General features: G+C 54.7%; 23 protein-coding genes and 1 riboswitch. Of the genes, 12 read left to right on the top strand and 11 right to left on the bottom strand.

The window, feature by feature from the left end; all coding sequences use genetic code 11:
• Nucleotides 1-175: 175 nt before the first annotated feature.
• Genes ABDW13_RS03430 through ABDW13_RS03400 form a run of 7 tightly spaced genes read right to left on the bottom strand, consistent with a single transcriptional unit; the run spans nucleotide 176 to nucleotide 5,410 of the window.
• Nucleotides 176-1,105, bottom strand: a complete 930-nt coding sequence (locus tag ABDW13_RS03430) for an ABC transporter substrate-binding protein (protein WP_343551008.1) — start codon at nucleotides 1,103-1,105, stop codon at nucleotides 176-178.
• 9 nt (nucleotides 1,106-1,114) lie between these two features.
• Nucleotides 1,115-1,849 (bottom strand): ABC transporter permease, encoded by a 735-nt coding sequence (locus ABDW13_RS03425; protein WP_343551007.1) that lies wholly within the window; start codon nucleotides 1,847-1,849, stop codon nucleotides 1,115-1,117.
• Nucleotides 1,833-2,549 carry an ABC transporter ATP-binding protein gene (locus ABDW13_RS03420; RefSeq protein ID WP_343551006.1) on the bottom strand — a complete coding sequence of 239 codons (717 nt, stop codon included), beginning with the start codon at nucleotides 2,547-2,549 and terminating at the stop codon, nucleotides 1,833-1,835. The genes ABDW13_RS03425 and ABDW13_RS03420 overlap by 17 nt, the downstream gene beginning before the upstream one ends.
• Entirely contained in the window at nucleotides 2,546-3,511 is a 966-nt protein-coding gene (locus tag ABDW13_RS03415; RefSeq protein WP_343551005.1) for a HesA/MoeB/ThiF family protein, read from the bottom strand. The genes ABDW13_RS03420 and ABDW13_RS03415 overlap by 4 nt, the downstream gene beginning before the upstream one ends.
• Before the next feature lie 11 nt (nucleotides 3,512-3,522).
• Nucleotides 3,523-4,281, bottom strand: a complete 759-nt coding sequence (locus ABDW13_RS03410) for a thiazole synthase (protein ID WP_343551004.1) — start codon at nucleotides 4,279-4,281, stop codon at nucleotides 3,523-3,525.
• A 3-nt stretch (nucleotides 4,282-4,284) separates the two neighbouring features.
• Nucleotides 4,285-4,482, bottom strand: coding sequence for a sulfur carrier protein ThiS (gene thiS / locus ABDW13_RS03405; RefSeq protein WP_343551003.1), 198 nt, complete (start codon nucleotides 4,480-4,482; stop codon nucleotides 4,285-4,287).
• Nucleotides 4,466-5,410 (bottom strand): FAD-dependent oxidoreductase, encoded by a 945-nt coding sequence (locus tag ABDW13_RS03400; RefSeq protein ID WP_343551002.1) that lies wholly within the window; start codon nucleotides 5,408-5,410, stop codon nucleotides 4,466-4,468. The genes thiS and ABDW13_RS03400 overlap by 17 nt, the downstream gene beginning before the upstream one ends.
• 125 nt (nucleotides 5,411-5,535) lie before the next feature.
• Nucleotides 5,536-5,655: riboswitch (TPP riboswitch) on the bottom strand.
• A gap of 236 nt (nucleotides 5,656-5,891) precedes the next feature.
• Between ABDW13_RS03400 and ABDW13_RS03395 the strand changes: the two genes are divergently transcribed.
• Nucleotides 5,892-6,329 (top strand): 6,7-dimethyl-8-ribityllumazine synthase, encoded by a 438-nt coding sequence (locus tag ABDW13_RS03395; RefSeq protein ID WP_343551001.1) that lies wholly within the window; start codon nucleotides 5,892-5,894, stop codon nucleotides 6,327-6,329.
• A gap of 140 nt (nucleotides 6,330-6,469) precedes the next feature.
• Here ABDW13_RS03395 and ABDW13_RS03390 read toward each other — a convergent pair whose 3' ends face one another.
• Nucleotides 6,470-7,480: a GntR family transcriptional regulator gene (locus ABDW13_RS03390; RefSeq protein WP_343551000.1), complete on the bottom strand. Its 1,011-nt coding sequence runs from the start codon at nucleotides 7,478-7,480 to the stop codon at nucleotides 6,470-6,472.
• Between the two features lie 317 nt (nucleotides 7,481-7,797).
• Between ABDW13_RS03390 and ABDW13_RS03385 the strand changes: the two genes are divergently transcribed.
• The 8 genes from ABDW13_RS03385 (at nucleotide 7,798) to ABDW13_RS03350 (ending at nucleotide 15,640) form a co-directional block, all read left to right on the top strand.
• Entirely contained in the window at nucleotides 7,798-9,195 is a 1,398-nt protein-coding gene (locus ABDW13_RS03385; protein ID WP_343550999.1) for an amidase family protein, read from the top strand.
• A 12-nt stretch (nucleotides 9,196-9,207) separates the two neighbouring features.
• Entirely contained in the window at nucleotides 9,208-10,083 is an 876-nt protein-coding gene (locus ABDW13_RS03380; protein ID WP_343550998.1) for a polysaccharide deacetylase, read from the top strand.
• Between the two features lie 70 nt (nucleotides 10,084-10,153).
• Nucleotides 10,154-11,527, top strand: coding sequence for an MFS transporter (locus ABDW13_RS03375; protein ID WP_343550997.1), 1,374 nt, complete (start codon nucleotides 10,154-10,156; stop codon nucleotides 11,525-11,527).
• Between the two features lie 9 nt (nucleotides 11,528-11,536).
• Nucleotides 11,537-12,313, top strand: a complete 777-nt coding sequence (locus ABDW13_RS03370) for an SDR family oxidoreductase (RefSeq protein WP_343550996.1) — start codon at nucleotides 11,537-11,539, stop codon at nucleotides 12,311-12,313.
• 9 nt (nucleotides 12,314-12,322) lie between these two features.
• The gene (locus ABDW13_RS03365) at nucleotides 12,323-13,069 is read left to right on the top strand and encodes an SDR family oxidoreductase (RefSeq protein WP_343550995.1); all 747 of its coding nucleotides are present in this window, start codon (nucleotides 12,323-12,325) and stop codon (nucleotides 13,067-13,069) included.
• Between the two features lie 11 nt (nucleotides 13,070-13,080).
• Complete coding sequence (locus tag ABDW13_RS03360) at nucleotides 13,081-13,365, top strand: hypothetical protein (protein ID WP_343550994.1); 285 nt, start codon at nucleotides 13,081-13,083, stop codon at nucleotides 13,363-13,365.
• A 51-nt stretch (nucleotides 13,366-13,416) separates the two neighbouring features.
• Entirely contained in the window at nucleotides 13,417-14,436 is a 1,020-nt protein-coding gene (locus ABDW13_RS03355; RefSeq protein ID WP_343550993.1) for a GTP-binding protein, read from the top strand.
• A 7-nt stretch (nucleotides 14,437-14,443) separates the two neighbouring features.
• Nucleotides 14,444-15,640 (top strand): signal peptide prediction, encoded by a 1,197-nt coding sequence (locus ABDW13_RS03350; protein ID WP_343550992.1) that lies wholly within the window; start codon nucleotides 14,444-14,446, stop codon nucleotides 15,638-15,640.
• Nucleotides 15,641-15,673: 33 nt separating this feature from the next.
• Here ABDW13_RS03350 and ABDW13_RS03345 read toward each other — a convergent pair whose 3' ends face one another.
• Nucleotides 15,674-16,978 (bottom strand): MFS transporter, encoded by a 1,305-nt coding sequence (locus ABDW13_RS03345; protein ID WP_343550991.1) that lies wholly within the window; start codon nucleotides 16,976-16,978, stop codon nucleotides 15,674-15,676.
• Nucleotides 16,979-17,164: 186 nt separating this feature from the next.
• Nucleotides 17,165-17,890, bottom strand: coding sequence for a pirin family protein (locus ABDW13_RS03340; RefSeq protein ID WP_343550990.1), 726 nt, complete (start codon nucleotides 17,888-17,890; stop codon nucleotides 17,165-17,167).
• Between the two features lie 123 nt (nucleotides 17,891-18,013).
• On the opposite strand from ABDW13_RS03340, the gene ABDW13_RS03335 reads away from it, so the two are divergent.
• Nucleotides 18,014-18,889 carry a LysR substrate-binding domain-containing protein gene (locus ABDW13_RS03335; RefSeq protein ID WP_343550989.1) on the top strand — a complete coding sequence of 292 codons (876 nt, stop codon included), beginning with the start codon at nucleotides 18,014-18,016 and terminating at the stop codon, nucleotides 18,887-18,889.
• Between the two features lie 27 nt (nucleotides 18,890-18,916).
• Here the strand turns inward: ABDW13_RS03335 and ABDW13_RS03330 are convergent, their stop codons facing one another.
• Nucleotides 18,917-20,149 carry an MFS transporter gene (locus ABDW13_RS03330; protein ID WP_343550988.1) on the bottom strand — a complete coding sequence of 411 codons (1,233 nt, stop codon included), beginning with the start codon at nucleotides 20,147-20,149 and terminating at the stop codon, nucleotides 18,917-18,919.
• Between the two features lie 194 nt (nucleotides 20,150-20,343).
• On the opposite strand from ABDW13_RS03330, the gene fucR reads away from it, so the two are divergent.
• Together fucR and ABDW13_RS03320 are read left to right on the top strand one after the other, a co-directional pair.
• Nucleotides 20,344-21,045 (top strand): L-fucose operon activator, encoded by a 702-nt coding sequence (fucR, locus tag ABDW13_RS03325; RefSeq protein WP_343550987.1) that lies wholly within the window; start codon nucleotides 20,344-20,346, stop codon nucleotides 21,043-21,045.
• 224 nt (nucleotides 21,046-21,269) lie between these two features.
• The gene (locus ABDW13_RS03320) at nucleotides 21,270-21,917 is read left to right on the top strand and encodes an L-fuculose-phosphate aldolase (RefSeq protein WP_343550986.1); all 648 of its coding nucleotides are present in this window, start codon (nucleotides 21,270-21,272) and stop codon (nucleotides 21,915-21,917) included.
• Nucleotides 21,918-21,936: the final 19 nt, after the last annotated feature.

The following is a 21,936-nucleotide window of genomic DNA, read 5'->3' as shown; positions in this document are numbered from 1 at the left end:
CACCTTAAAACAGCGCGAAAAATTATAAGAAACTTCTCAATGAATTCTTAGGTAATGAAAAAGCGGGGCAAAGCCAGGGTGCGTGACAAGGGATTAATAAGTATTGAGTTGTGTTATCCCCCTCGATGAGACACCGAGGGGAATAACATTAAAGAGAGATGTTGATGAGATCACATTACAATGTATAACGACTCATTGGCGCAATATTTTTAATCACCCCATTCGCTTTCATATATTCACCAAACGCCTGATAACGCGCTTGATCAAATTCAGCGCTATGCGTGGCGAAATACGGCAATGTCGCTTGCCAGGCTTGGTGATTTAATGGCGTATTCAGTTCTGGATACTGTTTAATAAATGCCTGCCATGCCTGTTGCGGATGCGCACGAAGCCACGCAACGCCCGCATCTAAACCGCGCAAAAACGCCGGAATACGTTTGTCGGTTGCGGCACTTTTCTGGTTGGCCAGAATGATCAATTCGTCATAAGCGGGCACACCGAAATCTTCCGGTTTGAATACCGTTGGGCTCGCGCCTTTATCCTTTAAATCCAGTAATTCGTAATTACGAAACACCGTCATCGCACCATCAATTTTGTGCGTCAGCAGCGCGGAAACGCCGTCCATATTCAGGTTAATCAGCTTCACCGAGTCCGCATCGACACCCTGCGATTTCAGCATGTTGCGGATCGCCACATCTTCGGTGCCCGGCACCGCATATCCCAGCGTTTTACCGGCAAAATCTTTCAATGAGTGGATATCGCTGGAAACTGTGGTCAAGGTGTTAAGCGGCTGATTGATCAGCGTGCCCACGCGGATCACCGGCACATCTTTCTCCACCAGCGTGTACAACTGCGGCTGATAGCTGATCGCTAGGTCGGCCTTCCCCGCCGCCAATAACAGCGGTACGGAAGCGGAATCGGCAGGTGCGATCATCTCGACATCCAGCCCCTGTTTTTTAAACGCGCCGCTGTATTGCGCCGCAAAAATCGCTGCGTGGTTCGGGTTGATAAACCAATCAAGCAGCAGGCGAACTTTTTCTTCAGCGTGTGCGCTGGCAGTAACCAGCAGGAGCAATGCGGTAATTGCAGTACGTAAGGTGTTCAAGGTGTGTCCTTATTGTGATTGCCAGAGGGTTTTCTTGCGGATCAGCGCCACGCTGCCAGACAGCAGCAGCGCCAAAATCAGTAACAGCAATAGCGCGGCAAAACTGGTGGCGGTTTCCAGCCGGGCGTTGGATTGCATCATCAGATAGCCCAGTCCTTCGCTGGCGCCTACCCATTCGCCAATCACCACGCCAATCGGCGCGAGCACCACCGCCATTTGTAAGCCAGAGAAGAACTGTGGCAAGGCTGCGGGCCAGCGCACTTGCCAGAAAATACGCCAACGTGATTGCGTGGTGGTTTGCGCCAGTTCCAGCCAGCCGCTGGGCGTGCGGCAGAGCCCATCAAACAACGACAGACATAACGGAAAGAACAGGATCAATGCCGCCACCACCACTTTCGAAGCGATACCAAAGCCGAGCCACAGAACCAGCAACGGCGCCAGCGCAAACACCGGAATAGCCTGGCTGGCCGTCACCAGCGGAAACAGCATGCGGCGCATTAACGGGCTGGCCGCCATCGTCACCGCCAGCGTGACGCCCGCGCCAACGCCGACCAACAGCGCCAACACGATTTCCGCCAGGGTAAACAGCGCGTGATGCCACAACAGTTGGCGATGTTGCCACAGCGCGTCCAGCACCGCCTGCGGCTCAGGCAGCAGAAAAGTGGGTACGCCGCTGTGGCGCGCCAATAGCCATGCGCACAGCAGCACCACGATCAAATAGATCGCGCTAAACAGGTTTTTCATGTTGATTCAGTCGGGAAAAGAGTTGGCCCTGCGCCAGTAATAGGCCGGGATCGTCGAGTTTGCGTGGCACATCACCGCCGGGAATCGGCCAGTTTTCAATGGTTAAGGGTTGCCCATCCAGCAGCAAGATGTCATCGGCCATGCGGCAGGCTTCCAGCGGATCGTGCGTCACTAGCAACACGGTTTTGCCTTTTAACAAGCTGGCGGTCAGCGTTTGCAGGCTGAGTTTGGTCATCACATCCAGCGTGGCAAACGGCTCATCCATCAGCACTACGTCACGTTGTGCATACAACGTGCGCGCCAAAGCCACACGCTGTCGCATGCCACCGGAAAGATGATTGGGCGGCGCATGCGCCACGTCGCCTAGTTTTACCTGCTCGAGCAGCGCCAAGGCGCGTTGTCGATCTGGCTTCTCACCGCTGAGTCGCGCCGATAGCATCACATTCTCCAGCACCGTCAGCCACGGATAAAGCAGATCTTGCTGCCCCATCCACGCAACCTGGCCTGAAACGCCCTGCACTTCTCCTTGCTGTGGCGTGAGCAATCCTGCCACAAGACGCAATAAGGTACTTTTGCCGATGCCGCTGCGCCCCAGCATTACGGTGGTTTTACCGCCGCGCAGATGCAGATTAAGCTGCTGGCACAACGGTTTGTCATCCCAGCTAAAACCGACGTGGTCGAAAACGATATCCTGGCTCATGGACGATTTGCTGCCAAAATCGCTAAGCGCTTACATCCACGCTGAGCCAGTTCTGTCGCTGCCTGCGCGGCGCGTATGCCGCTGGCGCACACCAGCACGATGCGTTGATCGTGCGGCGGCTGCCACGTGGCAATGGCGGGCGGCAGGATGCGCTGCACCTGCGGCGCCACGCTGGTCGGCGCTTCTTCATGGCTGCGCAGCTCCACAATGCAATCGTCGCCACGCAATAAAGTGCGATCAATAAACGGCACGCTGTTGGCCGGTTCCTCCGCACCATCAAAACGGAACTGGCGGAAGTGCCAGTTAACGAAGTCGCAGTTGACCACGCAGCCGAGCGGCGATGGTTGCAAATCCAGTAGCACGCTGAGCGCCATCTGCGCCTGCATCGCACCCAATGTGGCGACCGCCGGGCCCATCACGCCTGCGGTGTTACAGTTAGCCGCCGAGCGCGGCAAGGTTGGAAACAGCGCGCGATAGCTCGGCGCTGTGCCGCAAAATCCGCCGACATAACCTTGCCTTGCCAACACCGACGCGCTGATTAAGGGAATGCCTGCGGGCCAACAGGCATCAGAAAGTTGATAGGTCACGGCAAAGTTATCGGCGGCATCGATGACCAAATCGCAATCGGCCAGCGCGGTTAGCGTATTGCTGGCGCTCAGCGGTTGCTGCACGGCGTCGATCTGCACTTCAGGATTACGCTGCTGCAATGCTTGCTGCGCGCTGCTGGCTTTGGGCTGATCGATATCCTGCATGGTGAACAGCGTTTGCCGATGCAGATTGTGCAACGCCACCTGATCGTCATCATACAAACGGATATAGCCGACGCCAGCGCCGACCAATTGTGGCAACAAAGTCGCACCTAACCCGCCCGCACCCACCACCAGCACCCGCGCGTTGCAGAGTTTGCGCTGCCCGGCGTCACCGATTTCCGGCAACATCATTTGGCGCTGATAACGTTCCATATCTCCGCCTCTCAGCTTAAGTTGGCCAGGCCAAAAATCGGCGTGGAAGCGGCAGCCATGTCGCGTTTTTCCATCAATCCGGCGCGGGATGCGGCGTGTCCGGCTTCAATCGCCTGGCGAAAAGCGTTAGCCATCACCACCGGATCGCCCGCTTTCGCTACGGCGGTATTCAGCAAGATGCCGTCGAAGCCCATCTCCATCGCTTGCGCCGCCTGAGATGGCGCGCCAATGCCCGCATCGATGATCAACGGGATGTCGCTGAACCACGCACGCATCGCACGCAGGCCTTCAATATTGCGTAAGCCTTGACCCGATCCGATCGGCGCGCCCCACGGCATTAACAACTCGCAGCCTGCTGCCAGCAATTTTTCACCGACGATCAGATCTTCGGTGGTGTAGGGAAACACCTGAAAACCGTCATCGCACAGGATGCGCGCGGCTTCCACTAACGCAAAGGGATCAGGTTGCAACGTGTCGGCATGACCGATCACTTCCAGTTTGATCCACGCGGTGTTGAACAATTCACGCGCCATATGCGCAGTGGTGACCGCTTCTTTCACCGTGTGGCAACCGGCGGTATTGGGCAGCACGCGCAGATTCAGCCCAGTGAGCAATTCGCGAAATGCCGCGCCCGCTGTGCCTTCGCGTCGCAAACTCACGGTGATGATTTCGGTGCCTGACGCGGCAATTGCCTGCTGCAAAATCGCTGGCGAAGGATAGCCCGCGGTGCCCAACAGGAAGCGAGATTGACCAGCAAAATCGTAAAACATCGCTCAACCTCCTTGCATCGGTGACAGCACTTCCAGCTGACAGCCTTCGTCGAGCAGCTGCGCGTCATACTGGCTTTTCGGCACAAACGCGCCATTGAAGGCGGTGGCGACGCAGGCGACATCAATTTGCTGTTCGATCAGCAATTCACTGAGATTGCTAGCTTGGGTGCTGATCACCCGACCATTAAGCTGAATATTCATGAGATTGCTCCGCGAAAAGGCGCTGCATCAGTTGTTCTGCCAGCATTGGAGCCAACAGAAAACCGTGACGATACATGCCGTTAAGATAATAGGTGTCGTTTTGATAATGGATTTCCGGCAGATTCGCCGGATAGGCTGGACGCAGCCCGCTGCCGCTTTCCACAATGCGCGCTTCGGCAAGTGCCGGATGAATGGCATAGGCCGCGCTGAGCAACTCCATCATGGCGCGCGCGCTGATAGCGCTGGCATCGTCGCTCTCGATCATGGTGGCGCCGAGCATGAAATGGCCGTCGCGGCGCGGCACTAAATAGCACGGGAAACGCGGATGCAGCAGGCGAATCGGACGGGAAAACTGCACCTCGTCGCTGTGCAAGATCACCATCTCACCGCGTACTGCACGCAGGCGCGGCAATTCAGGCGCGGCGTGAATGCCACGGCAATCGATAATCTGGCCTTGAGGATGTTGTGTTTTGAATCGCACGCCGCGCTGCATCAACTGCTCGCGCATTTCCGACAGCGCGCGACGCGGATCGAGATGCGCTTCCTCAGCGAAGAACAAACCGCGCGCAAAACGCCCTTCCAGCGCCGGTTCAATCTCGCCGGGATTAACCCATTGGTGCTGCTCGGTCATGCGCGCAAAGCGATTGAGTTCCTGGCTATCGCGCGGCGGCGCAACCACCAGCGTGCCGTGATGTTCGACGCCACTGACGCGCTGTTGCCACCACGCCGCAGAATGTTGTCCAAGGGAAATCACTTCGCGCGGCGCGCTTTCCGCTTCGCACCATGGCGCGAGCATACCGCCAGCAAACCACGATGCCGGGCGGCGCGATTCATCGTCGATTACCTCAACGTCTTCACCGCGTTCTGCCAGCAGAGTGGCAACGCACAAACCGGCCACGCCGCAGCCGAGCACGCTCCAGCGGCTCACAGCGCAGCTTCCAGGTTGTTGCAAAATGGGGAATTCACATCGGCCTCTCAGTGTTAGCTGAGACCCGCAGATACCGAAGAAGGGAAATGGCGCGAGAGAGGTAACCTTTGCGCCAGACAGCCCAAACCAAAGACTGTCAGTCTTCCTACGCCAGTATCAACTGGGTCAGGTTCAAAGGGTCGCTAAACCGCGCTGTGCGCTATTAGCCTCTCAGTCTCTTTGGCGAGACTCCCCCGACGCGTCTATTTGTATTGCAGCGGCTGGCTGCCGTCAAGCGTGGAATAACCGCAGCATTAGCATGGGATTGGTGTTAATCGCGGTCACCCTAAATGATGACCCTACATAAACGGCATTTATCGCTACGCGCCGCCGGTGGATCACAACCGTAACATATGATATATAAACACATTATTGCTGAGAGTCTGGATATTCTCTCTTTCTTATTGGCGCGAAACAAATTACAGGTGATGTCGGAATAATTATGAACAAGATTAGAATTGCATTTATTAAAGCCGGCTGGCACAAAGAAATCGTCCACAATGCTTTGGTGGGCTTTGAAAAAGAATTAGCCGATCAATCTGTGCAAGCAGAATTAAAAGTGCTGGAAGTACCGGGCGCATTTGAAATGCCATTATTAGCAAAACGTTTGGCAGAAACCGGCAAATACGATGCGATTGTCTGCGCCGCGCTGGTGGTTGACGGCGGTATCTATCGCCATGATTTCGTTGCCGCAGCGGTAGTTGATGGCCTAATGAATGTGCAGCTGAGCACCAATGTGCCGGTATTTTCCGTGTCATTAACCCCGCATAATTTCCAGCCGGTTGATGTGATTGAAAACTTCTATACCGAACACTTTATTAAGAAAGGCAAAGAAGCCGCTCGCGCTGCATTAGCCATTCATCAGCTTTCAATTGATTGATGTGCGATTGAGGATCACTTCATAATTGTTGTGAAGTGATCTTTCTTATATTTATTTCTTATAATTAAATTAAAAAAATTTTATTCATCCGCGCAGCAATGCTATTTCAGCTTCTATAACTTCTGCTCATACCCCTAAACTTAACGCGCTTCCATAAATTCCGGCAAACTTGGCACAGGCAACACTGACAACACTTTAAGCCGTTGCAGGGTGCGTACTTGCGCACGTTCCAGATGATCGCGTAAACAAGCCGCGGCCAGTTCCCAATTGCCCTTCAGCAACATTTCATACACCAGGCAATGCTCTTCCAGCATCGCGGTTTCCACAGGAATCGCCAGTAGATCATAAAAGATGCGCGTCACGATAAACGGTGATTGATTCTGCCGCAGGATTTGCATCATCAACTTATTGCCCGCCGGTTCGAGGCAGCGCACGTGCAGATCTTCTTCCAACCACTCCAATTCTGTCGCGGTAAGCTGTTTGCCTTTGTATTTTTGCGCTTTCTCTAACGAAGCGGTGAGCCACTCTACCGACAAATGTTGTCCGGCTTTGCGCAACGCGGTGGGTTCAAGGCTGGCGCGTATTTCAAAATGGTCAGCGATTTCGCGCGCCGTCAGCGGGCCGGTTAACCATTGCGAATACGGCTCTTTCTCTACCAGACCTTTATCGCGTAGCCGCATCAAACTCTCACGGATCACCGAACGGCTGATGTTGTAATGCTGCGCCGCTTTCTGCTCATCAACCTGATAACAACCAAACACCATCGCGGTAGACAGAACGATTTGCAGATTCTCCAGCACCTTCTCGCCGCTGCTGCGGGTATCGACCAACTCTTGTTGCTCATCCAGCCCAAACAGTTCACGAGTCAACGCTACGCGCAGCGGTTCAACTTCGTCTGCATCCTGCGCCACGATGAAGCCACGCCCCTCGAAGCGTGCGATCAGCCCTTCTTCGTGCAACAAACTTAACGCGCGACGCACCGGTACCCGGCTGGTGCCAAACAGCTGCGCTAACGGCCCTTCCAGCAGGACTAAACCCTGCGGAATTCGCTGTTGAACCAGAATGTTATGTAAAACCTGGCGAATGGCTTCATATCGCGCAGATCCCGTTTCATCCTTGGGCGCGCGTGCACTGTTTGTCGGCATACTCATTTCATCGGTCCTGTTTTTGTCGCGATACATTATCACATCTTCCCTCGGACAAACCCGCTTCATGCAGCAGCACTGTTGTAGTGCAGACTGCACAATAACGGATCATTAATTTAAATATCCATCTTGTAGAAATATCCACAATTTCAAGGCGATCGCAATTCATCACTAAAACCTTCTATTTAACCTCTTGAAATAGCGCTTATTTATCAAATTTAATACACAAAGATCACAATTTAGTCACTTTGATCTCTCTGGTTTGGCATCGTACTTGCTATGTTTAAATGGATTTTGTTTTTAAATGTACATTTAAGGTGAGTATGAACGCTGAGATTGTCCGCCAACAGTTCCAACAAGGTCAGCTTGATGCCTGTGCGATTGCCGCTCTGTACGCGCAGGGGAAGATCACGCCATCTGCATTTGTTGATGCTTGCCTGAGTGCCGCTGAGCAAAGCAGCAGTATCTTTATTACGTTGACGCCACAACGCGCCCGAGCGGAAGCGGCCGCCGCCACGTCGCGCTGGCAACAAGGCGCGCCCTTAAGTGCATTAGATGGCATTCCGCTGGCGTGGAAAGATCTGTTTAACCTCGCTGCAACCCGCACCACAGCGGGTTCCGCTACGCGCAATAATGTGATGCTCGAACAACAAGATGCCGCACTGGTGGCCCAACTCACCCAAGCGGGCATGGTCACAATCGGCAAAACCAATCTCAGCGAATTTGCCTTTTCCGGTTTGGGCATCAATCCAGCGTTTGGTACGCCATTGCTGGATTCGAATCACGCCACACAGCATGTGCCGGGCGGATCGTCGAGCGGCTCGGCGCGCGCGGTGGCAGCCGGTTTGGCCTGTTTTGCGATGGGCACCGATACCGCCGGATCGATTCGCATTCCCGCGGCATTCAATGGCATCACCGGTTATCGCGCCAGCCGTCAACGCTATAACGATCTCGGTGTGTTCCCGCTGGCGGCTTCACTGGATACGCTCGGGCCGTTGTGTCGCAGCGTGCGTGACGCCCGTGCGCTGGATGAGATTCTGTGTGGCACTACGCACGAACTGGCTGCCAAGCCACGTTTTGTCGCCGATCCCATCCTGCTCGATCACGCCGATTCCGCGGTACGCGCCAACGGTTATCACTGTTTGGCGCTGCTGACGGCCGCCGGTTACGCGGTAGAATTCCGCCAGATTTCAGCCTTCCATCAGGCGTTGCAGTGGATTGCCACCCACGGTTGGCCCGGCGCGATTGAAGCCTATCAATTGCATGCCGCACTGCTGAATTCGCCGCAAGCCGAAAAAATGGATCCTTTTATTCGCAGTCGTTTATTGGCTTCCGGGCAGCTAAATCCAACGCTGCTCAGCGATTTTCTGCGCCAGCGCGCGAATTGGCAGCAAGCGCTGCAAAACGAACTCGATGGCGCGGTGTTGATCACGCCCACCGTCAATCACACCGCGCCGTTGTATGCCCCATTGACGGCTGACGCCAAAGCGTTTGCCGCCACCAATGCCGCCACGCTGCGCCTGACCATGCCCGGCAGTTTGCTGGATATGCCCGGCGTGGCGTTGCCGAGCGGCGTGGCAGATAACGGCTTGTTCACCAGCCTGCTTTTCTCGTTACCCCGCGGTGAAGACCGCCGATTGTTACGTGCAGCCCAAACGGCAGCCGATGTACTCGCGCCGGGCAATATCGCTCGCGCTGAATTTTCTGCAACACAACCCTGAAGGAACTCAAAAATGGCCAAAGAAATCCTTTGCGCATTTGGCGTAGACGTTGATGCCGTCGCCGGCTGGTTAGGTTCATACGGCGGTGAAGATTCGCCGGATGATATCTCTCGCGGGCTGTTTGCCGGTGAAGTGGGTGCGCCGCGTTTACTGAAAATGTTTGCCGAACACAATCTGCGCACCACGTGGTTTATTCCCGGTCACTCGATCGAAACCTTCCCTGAGCAGATGAAAGCGGTGGTTGATGCCGGGCATGAAATTGGTATTCACGGTTACAGCCATGAAAACCCGATTGCCATGACGCCAGCACAAGAAGAAGCGGTGCTGGATCGCAGTATCGAACTGGTCACACAACTGGCGGGCAAACGTCCAACTGGTTACGTCGCGCCGTGGTGGGAATTCAGCAATGTCACCAATGAATTGCTGCTGAAAAAAGGCATCAAGTATGACCACAGCCTAATGCACAACGATTTCCATCCTTATTACGTTCGCGTCGGCGACAGCTGGACCAAGATCGATTACAGCCAACATCCGGATAGCTGGATGAAACCGCTGGAGCGTGGCGAAGAAACGGATTTGGTTGAGATCCCGGCCAACTGGTATCTCGACGATCTGCCGCCCATGATGTTCATCAAAAAGTCGCCAAACAGCCACGGCTTCGTCAATCCGCGCCACCTGGAAGAGATGTGGCGCGACCAGTTCGATTGGGTCTATCGCGAGAACGATTACGCGGTGTTCACCATGACGATTCACCCAGATGTGTCTGGTCGTCCGCAAGTGTTGCTGATGCTGGAGCGTTTGATCCAGTACATCCGCAGCCACGAAGGCGTGCGTTTCGTGACTTTCGATGAAATCGCCGATGACTTTAAAGCGCGCCAACCGCGCTAAGCCTGCGCTTAAGGGCGTATTGCACTGCGCCCATTAACCGTTTTTTAACCCCTGACAGAGTGATAGCGCTATGAGCATCTTTAAGAAAATCTCCGTAAATGGCTGGCAGCCGCAGCAGTTGACCATCAGGGATGTGAAATTTGCCACCTGGATTGCTTTTTTCGCCTGGGTTTTTGCCGTATACGATTTCATTCTTTTCGGTACTTTGCTGCCGGAAATTGGCGGCCATTTTGGCTGGAGCGAGGTTGAGCAAGCTGAAATCGCCACCTGGGTGGCGGTCGGCGGCGCGGTGATCGCGCTGGCGATTGGGCCATTAGTGGATCGCCTCGGACGCCGCATGGGCATTGTCTTCACCGTGGGAGGCGCGGCGCTGTGTTCTCTGCTCACCGCAGTGGGCGGTTCCTGGGGCAAAGGCGCGCTGACTGCGATTCGTTCGGTAGCGGGCTTGGGTTACGCCGAACAGACCGTCAACGCCACCTATTTATCCGAGTTGTACACCGCGATTGATGACCCCAAACTCAACAAGCGCAAAGGCTTTGTCTATAGCCTGGTGCAAGGCGGCTGGCCGGTTGGCGCGTTGGTGGCTTCGGCATTAACCGCCATCTTGATGCCGATCATCGGTTGGCAAGGCAGCTTTATTTTTGCCGCTCTGCCCTCGCTGGTGATCGCGCTATTGGCCTTGAAGTTAAAAGAGACGCCACAGTTCGAAGTACAGAAAAAGATCCAGCAACTGCGCGCGGCGGGTAACGATAAAGATGCTCGCCAGGTCGCCGCAGATTATCAGGTGCCTTACGAAGAACAGCATCGCGCCGGTTTGGCGGCTGCTTTCCGTGGCCCGTCACTGCGCGCTACTTTGGTACTCGGCGCAGCGGTGTTGATTAACTGGTTTGCGATTCAGATTTTCAGCGTGCTTGGCACCACGGTGATCACCAAAACTCACGATGTTTCCTTTAATAACTCGCTGCTGATTTTGATCCTGTCGAACCTCGTCGGCTACTGCGGTTATCTGGTACACGGCTGGCTAGGCGATCGCATTGGCCGTCGCAATACCATCGCGGTGGGCTGGATGCTTGGTGGCGTGGCGTTTGCTGGCATGCTGTTCTGCCCGGACAACTTCGCCACCATCGTTGCCCTGTACAGCATCGGTTTGTTCTTCCTGATCGGCCCGTACGCCGCTGCCCTGTTCTTCATCAGCGAAAGCTTCCCGACTGCGATCCGCGCGACCGCCGGGGCATTGATCGGCGCAATGGGCCCGGTTGGCGCCATTATCGCCGGCGTGGGCACCACCAGCGTGCTGAGCAGCGGCGGTCATTGGCAAGATGCTGCGCTGTGGTTCGGTGCCGTGCCGTGCTTCATCTCCGGCATCATCATTCTGTTTGCCCGTGCAGGCGCGCATCAGAGCGTGGATGTTAACGCTACCGCCACCACACAGCCGCAGGCTTAAGGAGTTTTCATGCAACAACATTCCTCTACACAACCGGTCGCTGCCATCAGCGGTGCTGCCAGCGGTATTGGCCTGGCGTTGGCAACTCTGTACGCCCAGCGCGGCGTGCGAGTGATTGCCGGTTATTATCCTGCCGATCCGCACGATCCGGCAGTGGCGGCGGCGCAAGTAGAAGCCGCAGGCGGTGACGCGATTTGGCTGCCGCTGGATGTGGCAGCGACTGAATCAGTGGATGGTTTTATTGCCCAAGGCATCGCCCATTTTGGTCGGTTGGATTATGTGATTGCCAATGCCGGGATCTTGCGCCGCGCACCAATCGCCGAGATGACCGATGCGCGTTGGGACGACATGCTGAACGTCGATCTCACTGGCGTGATGCGCTGCTTCCGCGCAGCGGCGCCTCATTTGGGATCAGGTGCCAGTTTGGTGGCAGTCTCCTCCATCGCCGGTGGCGTGTATGGCTGGCAGGATCATGCGCATTATGCGGCGGCCAAAGCCGCGGTGCCGGGCATCTGTCGTTCGCTCGCCGTGGAACTGGCTCCACAAGGTGTGCGTTGTAATGCCATTATTCCTGGCCTGATTGAGACGCCGCAGTCGCTGGATAAGCAGAACTCACTCGGCCCAGAAGGCCTGGCAAAAGCCGCCAAAACTATTCCGCTCAATCGTGTCGGTCGTCCAGAGGAAATCGCCAAAGTGATCGCCTTCCTTACCAGCGAAGAGAGCAGCTATCTCACCGGGCAAAGCCTGATTGTCGATGGCGGATTAACCGTGCGCTGGCCGGATTAAGGAGCAACCATGCAACTCAACAACAAACGCTGTGTGATCAGCGGCGCGGCCAGTGGCATTGGTGCTGCCATCGCGCAGCTTTATGCACGTGAAGGCGCGAAGTTAGTGCTGACCGATCGTGACAGCGACAAACTCGCCAGCATGGTGGAGATTTGTCGCCAGCTGGGTGCCACCTGCGAAGGCGTGGTGGCCGACGTGGGCGATGTGGCGGGCGCAACTGCCGGCGTTGATCGCTGCATCACGCTTTATGCTGGCATTGATGTGTTGGTGAATAATGCGGGCATGTTAACCCAGGCAAGGTGTAGCGATATCACGCTGCAAATGTGGGAGGAGATGATGGCGGTCGATCTGCGTAGCGTGTTTCTCGCCACGCAGCGTGCTTTGCCGTCGATGCTGGCGCAAAGTTGGGGACGGGTGATCAATATCGCCTCGCAGTTGGGTATCAAAGGTGGCGCAGAACTGTGTCACTACGCGGCAGCCAAAGCCGGCGTGATTGGCTTTACCAAATCGCTGGCGCTGGAAGTCTCAGCCAGCAATGTGCTGGTCAACGCCATTGCGCCTGGACCGATTGAAACACCGTTGATCGACGGCATCAATAGCGCGTGGAAACAGGCCAAAGCCACTGAATTGCCGCTGGGGCGCTTCGGACGTGCCGAAGAAGTCGCCCCGGTTGCGCTGCTGTTAGCCAGCGAGCCGGGCGGTAATTTGTTTGTAGGTCAGACGCTTGGCCCAAATTCCGGCGATGTGATGCCGTAACGGAGCAAACGATGTGTGGAGTATGCGGCCTGCTTGATAGTGGGCCGCAGTGGAGCGATCCACTGCGGCAAGATGTGCCTCAACGCCAACTGCGCTTGCAGCAGTTGAAGATGCTGAATCGCGCCTTGAAGCCTTGGCGCTTAACGTTGAGCGAGTTTCATAACAGCTGGTTGCTAGCCAGTCCAACCGGCCAACAAACGCTGGTGCATTCGCTGGATGTGTTGTGGAAAGAAGCCGAAAAGATGATTCGCCGCCCGATTGACCCGTTGGATGACCAATGGCTTGCATCATTATGATGTCGTCATTGAGGTTGACCGCCAGCGCTTAAATGTATGGAAATCTCCAACATGCAATATGAAGAAAAACTGCCGCTGCATGTACTCAGCGGCTTTCTCGGCAGCGGCAAAACCACCTTATTAAAAAGCTGGCTGGCGCAGCAAAACCTCAACGATATTGCGTTACTGGTCAACGAATTTGGTGAAGTTGGCATCGATCACCATTTGTTGAATGAAGTCGCACCCGACACGGTATTACTGCCGAGCGGCTGCGTCTGCTGCCAGATTCGTGGTGAATTGAAAACCGCCCTGCTCGATCTGTATGAACGCCGCGCGCGCGGTTTGCTGCCGCCGTTTAAGCAGGTGATTCTCGAAACCACCGGCCTGGCTGATCCTTCGCCAATCCTGTCCACTTTGCTGCACGATCGCCAACTACAACACCATTTTGTGCAAGGCACACTGGTGACCTTGGTGGATGCCGAACACGGCAGAATGCAGGCTGATGCCCAACCCGAATGGCTGGCGCAGGTTAGTGCTGCCGATAAGCTGCTAATCAGTAAACGCGATCGCGTCAGCGAAGATCAGGCCCAGCAATTGCACGCTTGGTTGCAACAGCTCAATCCGCTGGCGCAATTGAGTGATACGCAGAAGGCGCTGCAAACACCGCAGCAATTATTTCAATCACAGGTTATTAGGGGTTCACGCGAGCAGCGTTTCCGCTGGCTCGGCGCATGTGCCGATGAGCAGTTTACGCTGCAACCCACTGCTCACAGCGCCTCACATCCGGCAACGCAAACCTGCGTCATCACCTTGCAGCAGTCGCTGAACTGGCCAGCATTTGCCATCTGGTTATCAATGCTATTACATTGCCATGGCAGTACGGTGCTGCGGATGAAAGGTATTTTGCGCGTCAGCGACAGCAGCACGCCGATTGTGATTCATGGCGTACAACACACGCTGCATCCGCCGGTGCATCTGCGCGACTGGCCGGGAGAATTAGCCAGTTCGAAGCTGGTCTTTATTCTGCGCGGTCTGGATGCTGACCGTTTACAACAGGCGTTTAGCCGCTACATGCAGGCATTACAGGAGTAAATAAGCCATGAATTCTGCGGCGAGGGTGAACAACCAGCTGACCTTACGCGTGCTTGGCACCTCAGTTACGCTGCTGGAGATGTTACGCGTGCGTGCCGAGCAAGATCTCGGCATAAAAATCGAATACCTGCTGCACAGTGTGGAAGATGCGCAGCGCATCGCGGTGATGCATCCGGAAAGCTACGATATCTACGATCAATGGTTTCATAACATTGATTTTGTCTGGCCAGCGCGCGCCATTCAACCGTTAGAGATCAAGCGTCTGCACTATTGGGACGAAGTCAATGCGTTGGCAAAAACCGGCACTATAACCGGCGATGGCATCATTGCTGATGGTAGTGTGCCGTCGCAGCGCTTGTATGTGCAGCGCGATCTGCATCTCAGCAGCCAACCCAGCGATCGCATCAGCATGTTGCCGTTGACCCATAACGCCGACAGCTTTGCCTATCACGTTGATCGCCTGCCCGCCGCGCTGCGCAATGAAGCGGAGAGTTGGGGCTGGCTGCTGCATGAAGCACTCACCGGGCAAGTGGCGTTGCAGGAAGATGCGGCGATGGGCGGATTGGATGCGGCGTTGGCAATGCAAGGCGCAGGATTAGCGCGCTTCGCCAACACCGGCAATTTGTCGCTGGAAGAGATTGATGTGCTCACTCATGCGCTGGCGCGGCTCAATCGTCAGGGCCATTTTGCCGCTTTTTGGGCCAGCCAGGAGCAAGCCTGTGAGCTGATCGACAATCATCAGGTGGAAGTGCAGAGCCTGTGGGCACCGATCTATTTTCGTCATCATTTCCACCAGCGCGGCTACAAAATGGCGCATCCGTGTGAAGGTTATCGCGCGTGGTACGGCGGCATGTCGTTATCGCGCTGCGCCACCGGCAATATCAAAGACGCCGCTTACGATTACCTTAACTGGTGGCAATCCGGCTGGCCAGGCGCAGTAATGGCGCGTCAGGGCTATTACATCTCCAACCCGGAACGCAGCCGCGCTCATCTCTCCGCCGCCGAATGGGACTTTTGGTATGGCGGCAAACCCGCAGCGGAAATGCTGTTCGATGCGTGGGGCGCGCCGCTGATTCCCGCCGGTGAAGTGCGTGATGGCGGCAGCTATGCTCAGCGCATGGGCCATATTGCAGTGTGGAATTCAGTGATGGATGAGCACAATTATCTCACGCGTCGCTGGCAGGATGCGTTGATGCGCAAATGAGTCAACAGCGGAGCATGCGCTCCGCTGCTGAACTCAATGATGAAGCGGCTTTTGGCCTAACGCTTCACGCGGTACTGAAGGATTGATGTCACACGCCCTCGGCAATAGCAGCGTCAAAATCCCCGCCACCACCAGTGATCCCGCCAGCCAGCAAATCGCCACGTTTTGGCTGTAAAGCAGCGTCATGATGCCCACTAAATACGGCCCGCAGAATCCGCCCAAATTGCCTAAGCCATTGATCACGCCGCGCGCGCTGCCTGCCACTTCCGGCGAGGCAATGCGTCCGGGAATCGACCAAAACGGGCTGGTGGCAGCTTTGAGGAAGAATCCGCACACCACCAGCGCAATGTATGCGGCGACCACATTGTCGTGTAACACCACCGAAGCCAGCAGCGCCGCCGCGAAGCAGAAAAGCGACACCATCACCCACAAACGCCGCTTGCCGGTGCGATCGCTTAACCATGAAATGGTGTAAATGCCGAGCACCGTGGCGACAAACGGTATCGCCGCCAGCAAGCCAACGCCCGCCATATTCGAACCGGTGAGATTTTTTAAAATGCTAGGCAGCCACAGCGTGTAACCGTAATCGCCGGTTTGATAAAAGAAGTTGAGCGCCACTAACTTCATCAGCCCTGAGTTGCGAAACACGGCTTTTAACGGCGCATTACTAACCGGTTGCTGCAAGCGGTGTTGCGCTTTTTCGCGCGCCAGTTCGCGGATGAGATACGCCTTTTCTCGCGCAGGCAGCCAGCGCGCCTCTTGCGGGCGATCGGCGATCACCAGCCACCACACCAACAGCACCACGGCAGAAAGCAATCCTTCAATGATGAACAGCCAACGCCAATCCAGCACATTGATGATGTAACCGGAAATCGGGGCGGTGAACATGCCGCCCAACGGCGCGAACATCATCACAAAGGCGTTGGCGCGTCCTAATTCTTTTTCCGGGAACCAGTTGCTGACCATGGTTAACACCACCGGCAACATGCCACCTTCCGAAATGCCCAACACAAAACGCAGCGCCAGCAACTGATAATGGTTGGTGACGAAACCGGTGGCGATCGACACCACCATCCACGCGGTGAGTGACCAGGCAATAAAGCGTTTGCCGCTGCCGTTTACCGCGATACGCCCGCCCGGCACCTGCAAAAACAGATAGCCAATAAAGAAGATGCCGCTGACCACGCCAGCCATTTGGCTGGTGATTGCCAAATCCTGATCCATGCCACCGGGTAAGGCAAAACTGATGTTGACGCGATCCATGAACGAGACAATGCAGGTAATCAGAATTGGCGCGATAACGCGATACCAACGGGTTCCGGGGATTTTTTCTTGCATGTTGCCCTCTCCATGTTTAGCCATGATGCGAACGTTGTTTGGCTAACTATTTAAGAGGGAATGGGAAACTTTATTGCGATCTTAATCACTGCAATCAATGTTAAGAAAAAGTGTTACAACCGCTGTGATCGGGCATAAAAAAAGCAGCGTCATCAAGCACGCTGCTTTTAATTAGGCTATGAATGATTAACGTTGCGGATGATTGACTTCCAGCGGACGCAAATCAAACAGCAGAACTTCGGCATCGTTACCGTTGGCAAAATGCAGCGCGGTTTCATTGCGTACGCGCGCGCCGTCACCTTCTTTAAACTTGACGCCATTCACTTCGATGCTGCCGCGTGCCACGTGGATGTAGGCATAACGATCGGCGTCGAGGGCGAAAGTTTGCTGTTCGGCACCGTCAAACAATCCGGCATAAATGCGGATATCCTGACGCACGCTGAGCGCACCGTTTTCACCTTCTGGCGAGATGATCAGACGCAGTTGGCCGCGCTTTTCACTTTCCGCCACCGAAATCTGCTGATAACCCGGCGCGCTGTTGCGTTCGCCCGGCACAATCCAGATTTGCAGGAAATGTACGTTATCGGTTTTCGAGTGGTTAAACTCGCTGTGCGTCACGCCGCTGCCGGCGCTCATCAATTGCACATCGCCCGGTATAATCACCGAACCGGTGCCCATCGAATCTTTGTGTTCTAACGCGCCTTCCAACACGTAGGAGATGATTTCCATGTTGTTGTGCGGGTGGGCGCCAAAACCGCGTCCCGGCGCCACGCGATCATCGTTGATCACCAGCAAATCCGAGAAGCCACTCTGTTTTGGATCCCAATAATTGGCAAACGAGAAGGTGTGATGCGAGTTCAACCAACCGTGGTCACCCACTCCGCGTTGTTCTGCCAGGCGTTGTTCAATCATGATCTGCTCCTCAATTGTGCGGTTAGAAGGCGATTGCGCTTCCCGATGCACATCAGTATACGTAAACTGATTTGCCCAACAATGCGTCACAAAGACAATGACTGTCACCGATAAGTGGACAATATGCAGATTGAAGATCTCCGCATTTATGTAGCCGTGATTAAGGCCGGTAACTTCACCGCCGCCGCCGAGCAGTTATTGTTATCGAAGCAATACGTCAGTCGCCGCATTGCCGCGCTGGAGGATTCATTGGGCGCGCGTCTGCTGAATCGCAACACGCGTAAGCTTTCCGTCACCGATAACGGGCAGATTTTTGCCCAACACGCGCAGCGCATTTTGGATGATGTGCAAGAAGCTGAGTTGGCGGTTTCCGGTCGCCAGCAGGTTTTGCAGGGCAATTTCCGCCTGAGCGTACCGATGTCGTTTGGCATCAGCCATCTTTCGCCGTACATCGCCGAATTCCTCAGCTTGCATCCCGGTTTGCAGTTTCAGGTTGAATTGGCCGATCGCTACGTGGATGTGATTGGCGAAGGCTTTGATATGGCCATCCGCATTGGCACGCTGCCGGATTCCAGCCTGATCGCTAAACGGCTGGGCGAGTTTCGTCGCGTGATTTGTGCCAGCCCGGCTTATCTTCAGGGTGCAAGCTCGCCACGCACGCCGGAAGATCTCACCGACCATTTATGCCTGCGCTACGGACGCGAAAGCCAGACCGGCTGGGAATTGTTTCATGGCGACACACGTAAGGTGATTAGTGTGCAAGGGCCGATGGTGAGTAATAACGGGGAAATGCTGCGTGATGCGGCGGTGGCGGGTTTGGGCTTGATTCTACTGCCGGAATTTATCGTCGCCCCTGCTCTTGCCAGTGGTGAACTGGTTACTGTACTCGATGAGTGGCAACCGGCTTCGCTCAATCTCAATGCGCTGTATCCACAACATCGCCAGCGCAGCGAGATTAACCGGGTGTTTATGGCGTATTTGCAGCAGAAATTAGCGTAAGGTCGCCATGTTTGGCGACCATCATAACTAAACGCTTTCGTGGGCAAATGTGATGGATTTACGGCGCGCATCACGCATCGCAACGCCGTGAATCAGCAAACCGAACACCGCCAGAATCGCACCGACCCAACCGGTTGACTGCCAACCCATGCCAGCAGAAATGGTCACGCCACCCAACCAGGCACCTAACGCATTGGCGAGGTTAAACGCCGAGTGATTCATCGCCGCCGCCATGGTTTGCGCGTCGCCCGCCACATCCATTAAGCGGATTTGCAGCACGCTGGCTAATGCCACCATGGTACCGACCAGCATCACGTTAATCGCGCCTGCCAACGCATAGTGCGCGGCAAACACAAACGCGCTCAGCACCAGAATCGACCACACCAGCAAAATGCGAATGGTTTTTTCGATGCCGCGATCGGCCAGACGACCACCGGCCACGTTGCCGACAATCATACCTAAACCAAACAGCGCCAATACCGCCGGGATCCAACTCACCGGCATGTGCGCCAATTCGGTCATGGTCGGCTTGACGTAGCTAAACACCGAGAACAAGCCACCGCTGCCGACCGCACCAATCGCCAGCGTCAACAACACCTGCTTGCGGGTTAACGCCGAAAGCTCACGCAGCGGGCTGGCATTTTTATCGCCCGCCACGTTCGGCACCCACATCCACACCAGCAGCAAGGTGATCAGCGCTAAACCGCCGACAATGGCGAACGCATCACGCCAGCCAAACCATTGACCAATGGCGGTGACCGCCGGGACGCCAAGCAAGTTGGCAATGGTCAGGCCAAACAGCACCATCGACACCGCTTGCGCACGTTTGCCGCGCTCCACCAATCCCGCCGCCACCAGCGCGGCAACACCAAAGAAAGTCCCATGCGGGAAACCGGCTAAAAAACGCGCCAGCAGCATCGAGTAGTAGCCGGGCGCGATGGCGCTGAGTAAATTGCCCGCCGCGAACAATCCCATTAAGGTCATCAGGAAGTTACGACGTGAAGCGCGTGCGCCCAAGACCGCCAGCAGCGGCGCGCCAATCACCACACCCAGCGCATAAATACTGATCAGATGCCCGGCGGAAGGAATCGAGACGTTAAGGCCTTTGGCGGCGTCGGGCAGCAAGCCCATGATAACGAATTCGCCGGTACCAATGGCGAAACCGCCGGTGCCGAGCGCAAACAGGGCTTTGAGCACGCTGGCACGCGGCAGCGATGCCTCATTGGGCAACTGCGTAAGTTGAGGTTGTACTGATGACATGATTTTTCCGAACCACAGGTGAAAAGTTCAGCCAAAATCGTGGTTGCCTTGAACAACAACCATCGTGATGACTGAAAAGATTGAGACGCGCATGATAGCGCATCAGAACGTTGCGATGCCATTGCGCCGCCTGGCTGAAACCCGAATTATTTAGGGTATAGTGCGGAATCGGATTTTAAGAGATACAACGGGCGATGAAACAGCAACGACAACGCACCATTTTGGCACTGATCGACAGCCAACAATCTTTAGCGACCCATGCGTTAGCGGCAAAATTGGGCGTCAGTGTTGAAACGGTACGGCGTGATATTCGTGAACTGCATCAGCAAGGGAAAATCATTCGCCAGCACGGCAAAATTAAAGGCCTGGCGGATGATAACAGTGATAACGGCTTGTCATTTGTTGACCGCTTTCGCCGTCATGCCAGAAATAAAAAAGATGTGGTTTCGCAGGTGCTTTCACTGATTAAACCGCAGATGTGTATTGCACTCGACGCCAGCAGCACCTGCTGGTATCTGTCGAAACAGTTGCCCGATATTCCACTTATGGTGATCACCAATAGCTTCCGCATTTGCTGTGAACTGGAAAAGAAAGAGAACATCACGTTAATTTGTACCGGCGGCACGTTAGTAAGAAAGTATTCAAGTTTCTTTATTAACAGCGATGCGATTTCAACCATCAAATCTAAACAGATTGATGTGTTCATTTTCTCTTGCGACAGCATTGATAATCTCGGCAATATTTGGGACACCAATAATGGCAACGCTAAATTCAAAAAGTATGTATTTAGCTGGGCGAAAAACAAAGTTCTGCTGATCGATAAAAGCAAAATCGGGTCACGCGGCGAACTGAATCTATTTAACCTCAATGAAGTCACTTCAATATTCTACAGCTGAATTCCCGTAGGGTCGCCATTCATGGTGACCGTCCTTTCCCGCACCCGAATGACCGTTTGATGAAAAACCGTATCAAATAGTCAAAATGAACTGTGATGAATAGCCAATAAAATCGTCTATCACCGCCATTTTTTATGATTGGCATCACAGCTTGCCGGAAATCCCCAGCCACCTCATTACGCGACGCATTTACCTTCTTAGCCAATCAACCTAAGGAGCGAAATATGAGTCGTGCAGAGATTAGCCAGCAAATTATTGACACCTGCTTGAAGATGAGTGCCATGGGCTTGAACCAGGGAACTTCGGGCAATATCAGCGTGCGCTACCAAAATGGCATGCTAATTACCCCCACCAGCGTGCCGTATGAAGATCTCAGTCCAGCAGACATTGTCTTCGTCGATGAACATGGAAACGCCGATGCGGGCAAAAATCCCTCTTCCGAATGGCGCTTCCATCTGGATATTTTAAAGTCCAAACCGGAAGAAAATGTGGTGCTGCATAACCACGCGATTTGCGCCACGGCGGTTGCGGTGATGAATAAAGAGATTCCAGCCATTCATTACATGGTGGCTGCGGCGGGTGGCAAAGTGATTCCTTGTGCGCCTTACGCTACCTATGGCACACAAGCCTTATCCGAACATGCGGTTAAAGCACTGCAAGGTTATAAAGCCACGCTGTTACAGCATCACGGCATGATCACCACGGCGAAAACATTGGAAAAAGCCTTGTGGCTGGCGCAGGAAGTGGAAGTGTTAGCCAAACTTTATCTGTCTATTCTGCCGATTATGGATCCCGCGCCAATCTTATCGGATGCGCAGATTGATGAAGTGCTGATTAAATTCCACGGTTATGGATTAAGCGATACGCATTAATTCTCTCCGTTCATTTTAT

This window comes from Pantoea sp. (genome assembly GCF_039594315.1).
Classification (GTDB): domain Bacteria; phylum Pseudomonadota; class Gammaproteobacteria; order Enterobacterales; family Enterobacteriaceae; genus Pantoea.
This window is presented reverse-complemented; position numbering and strand designations above follow the sequence as displayed.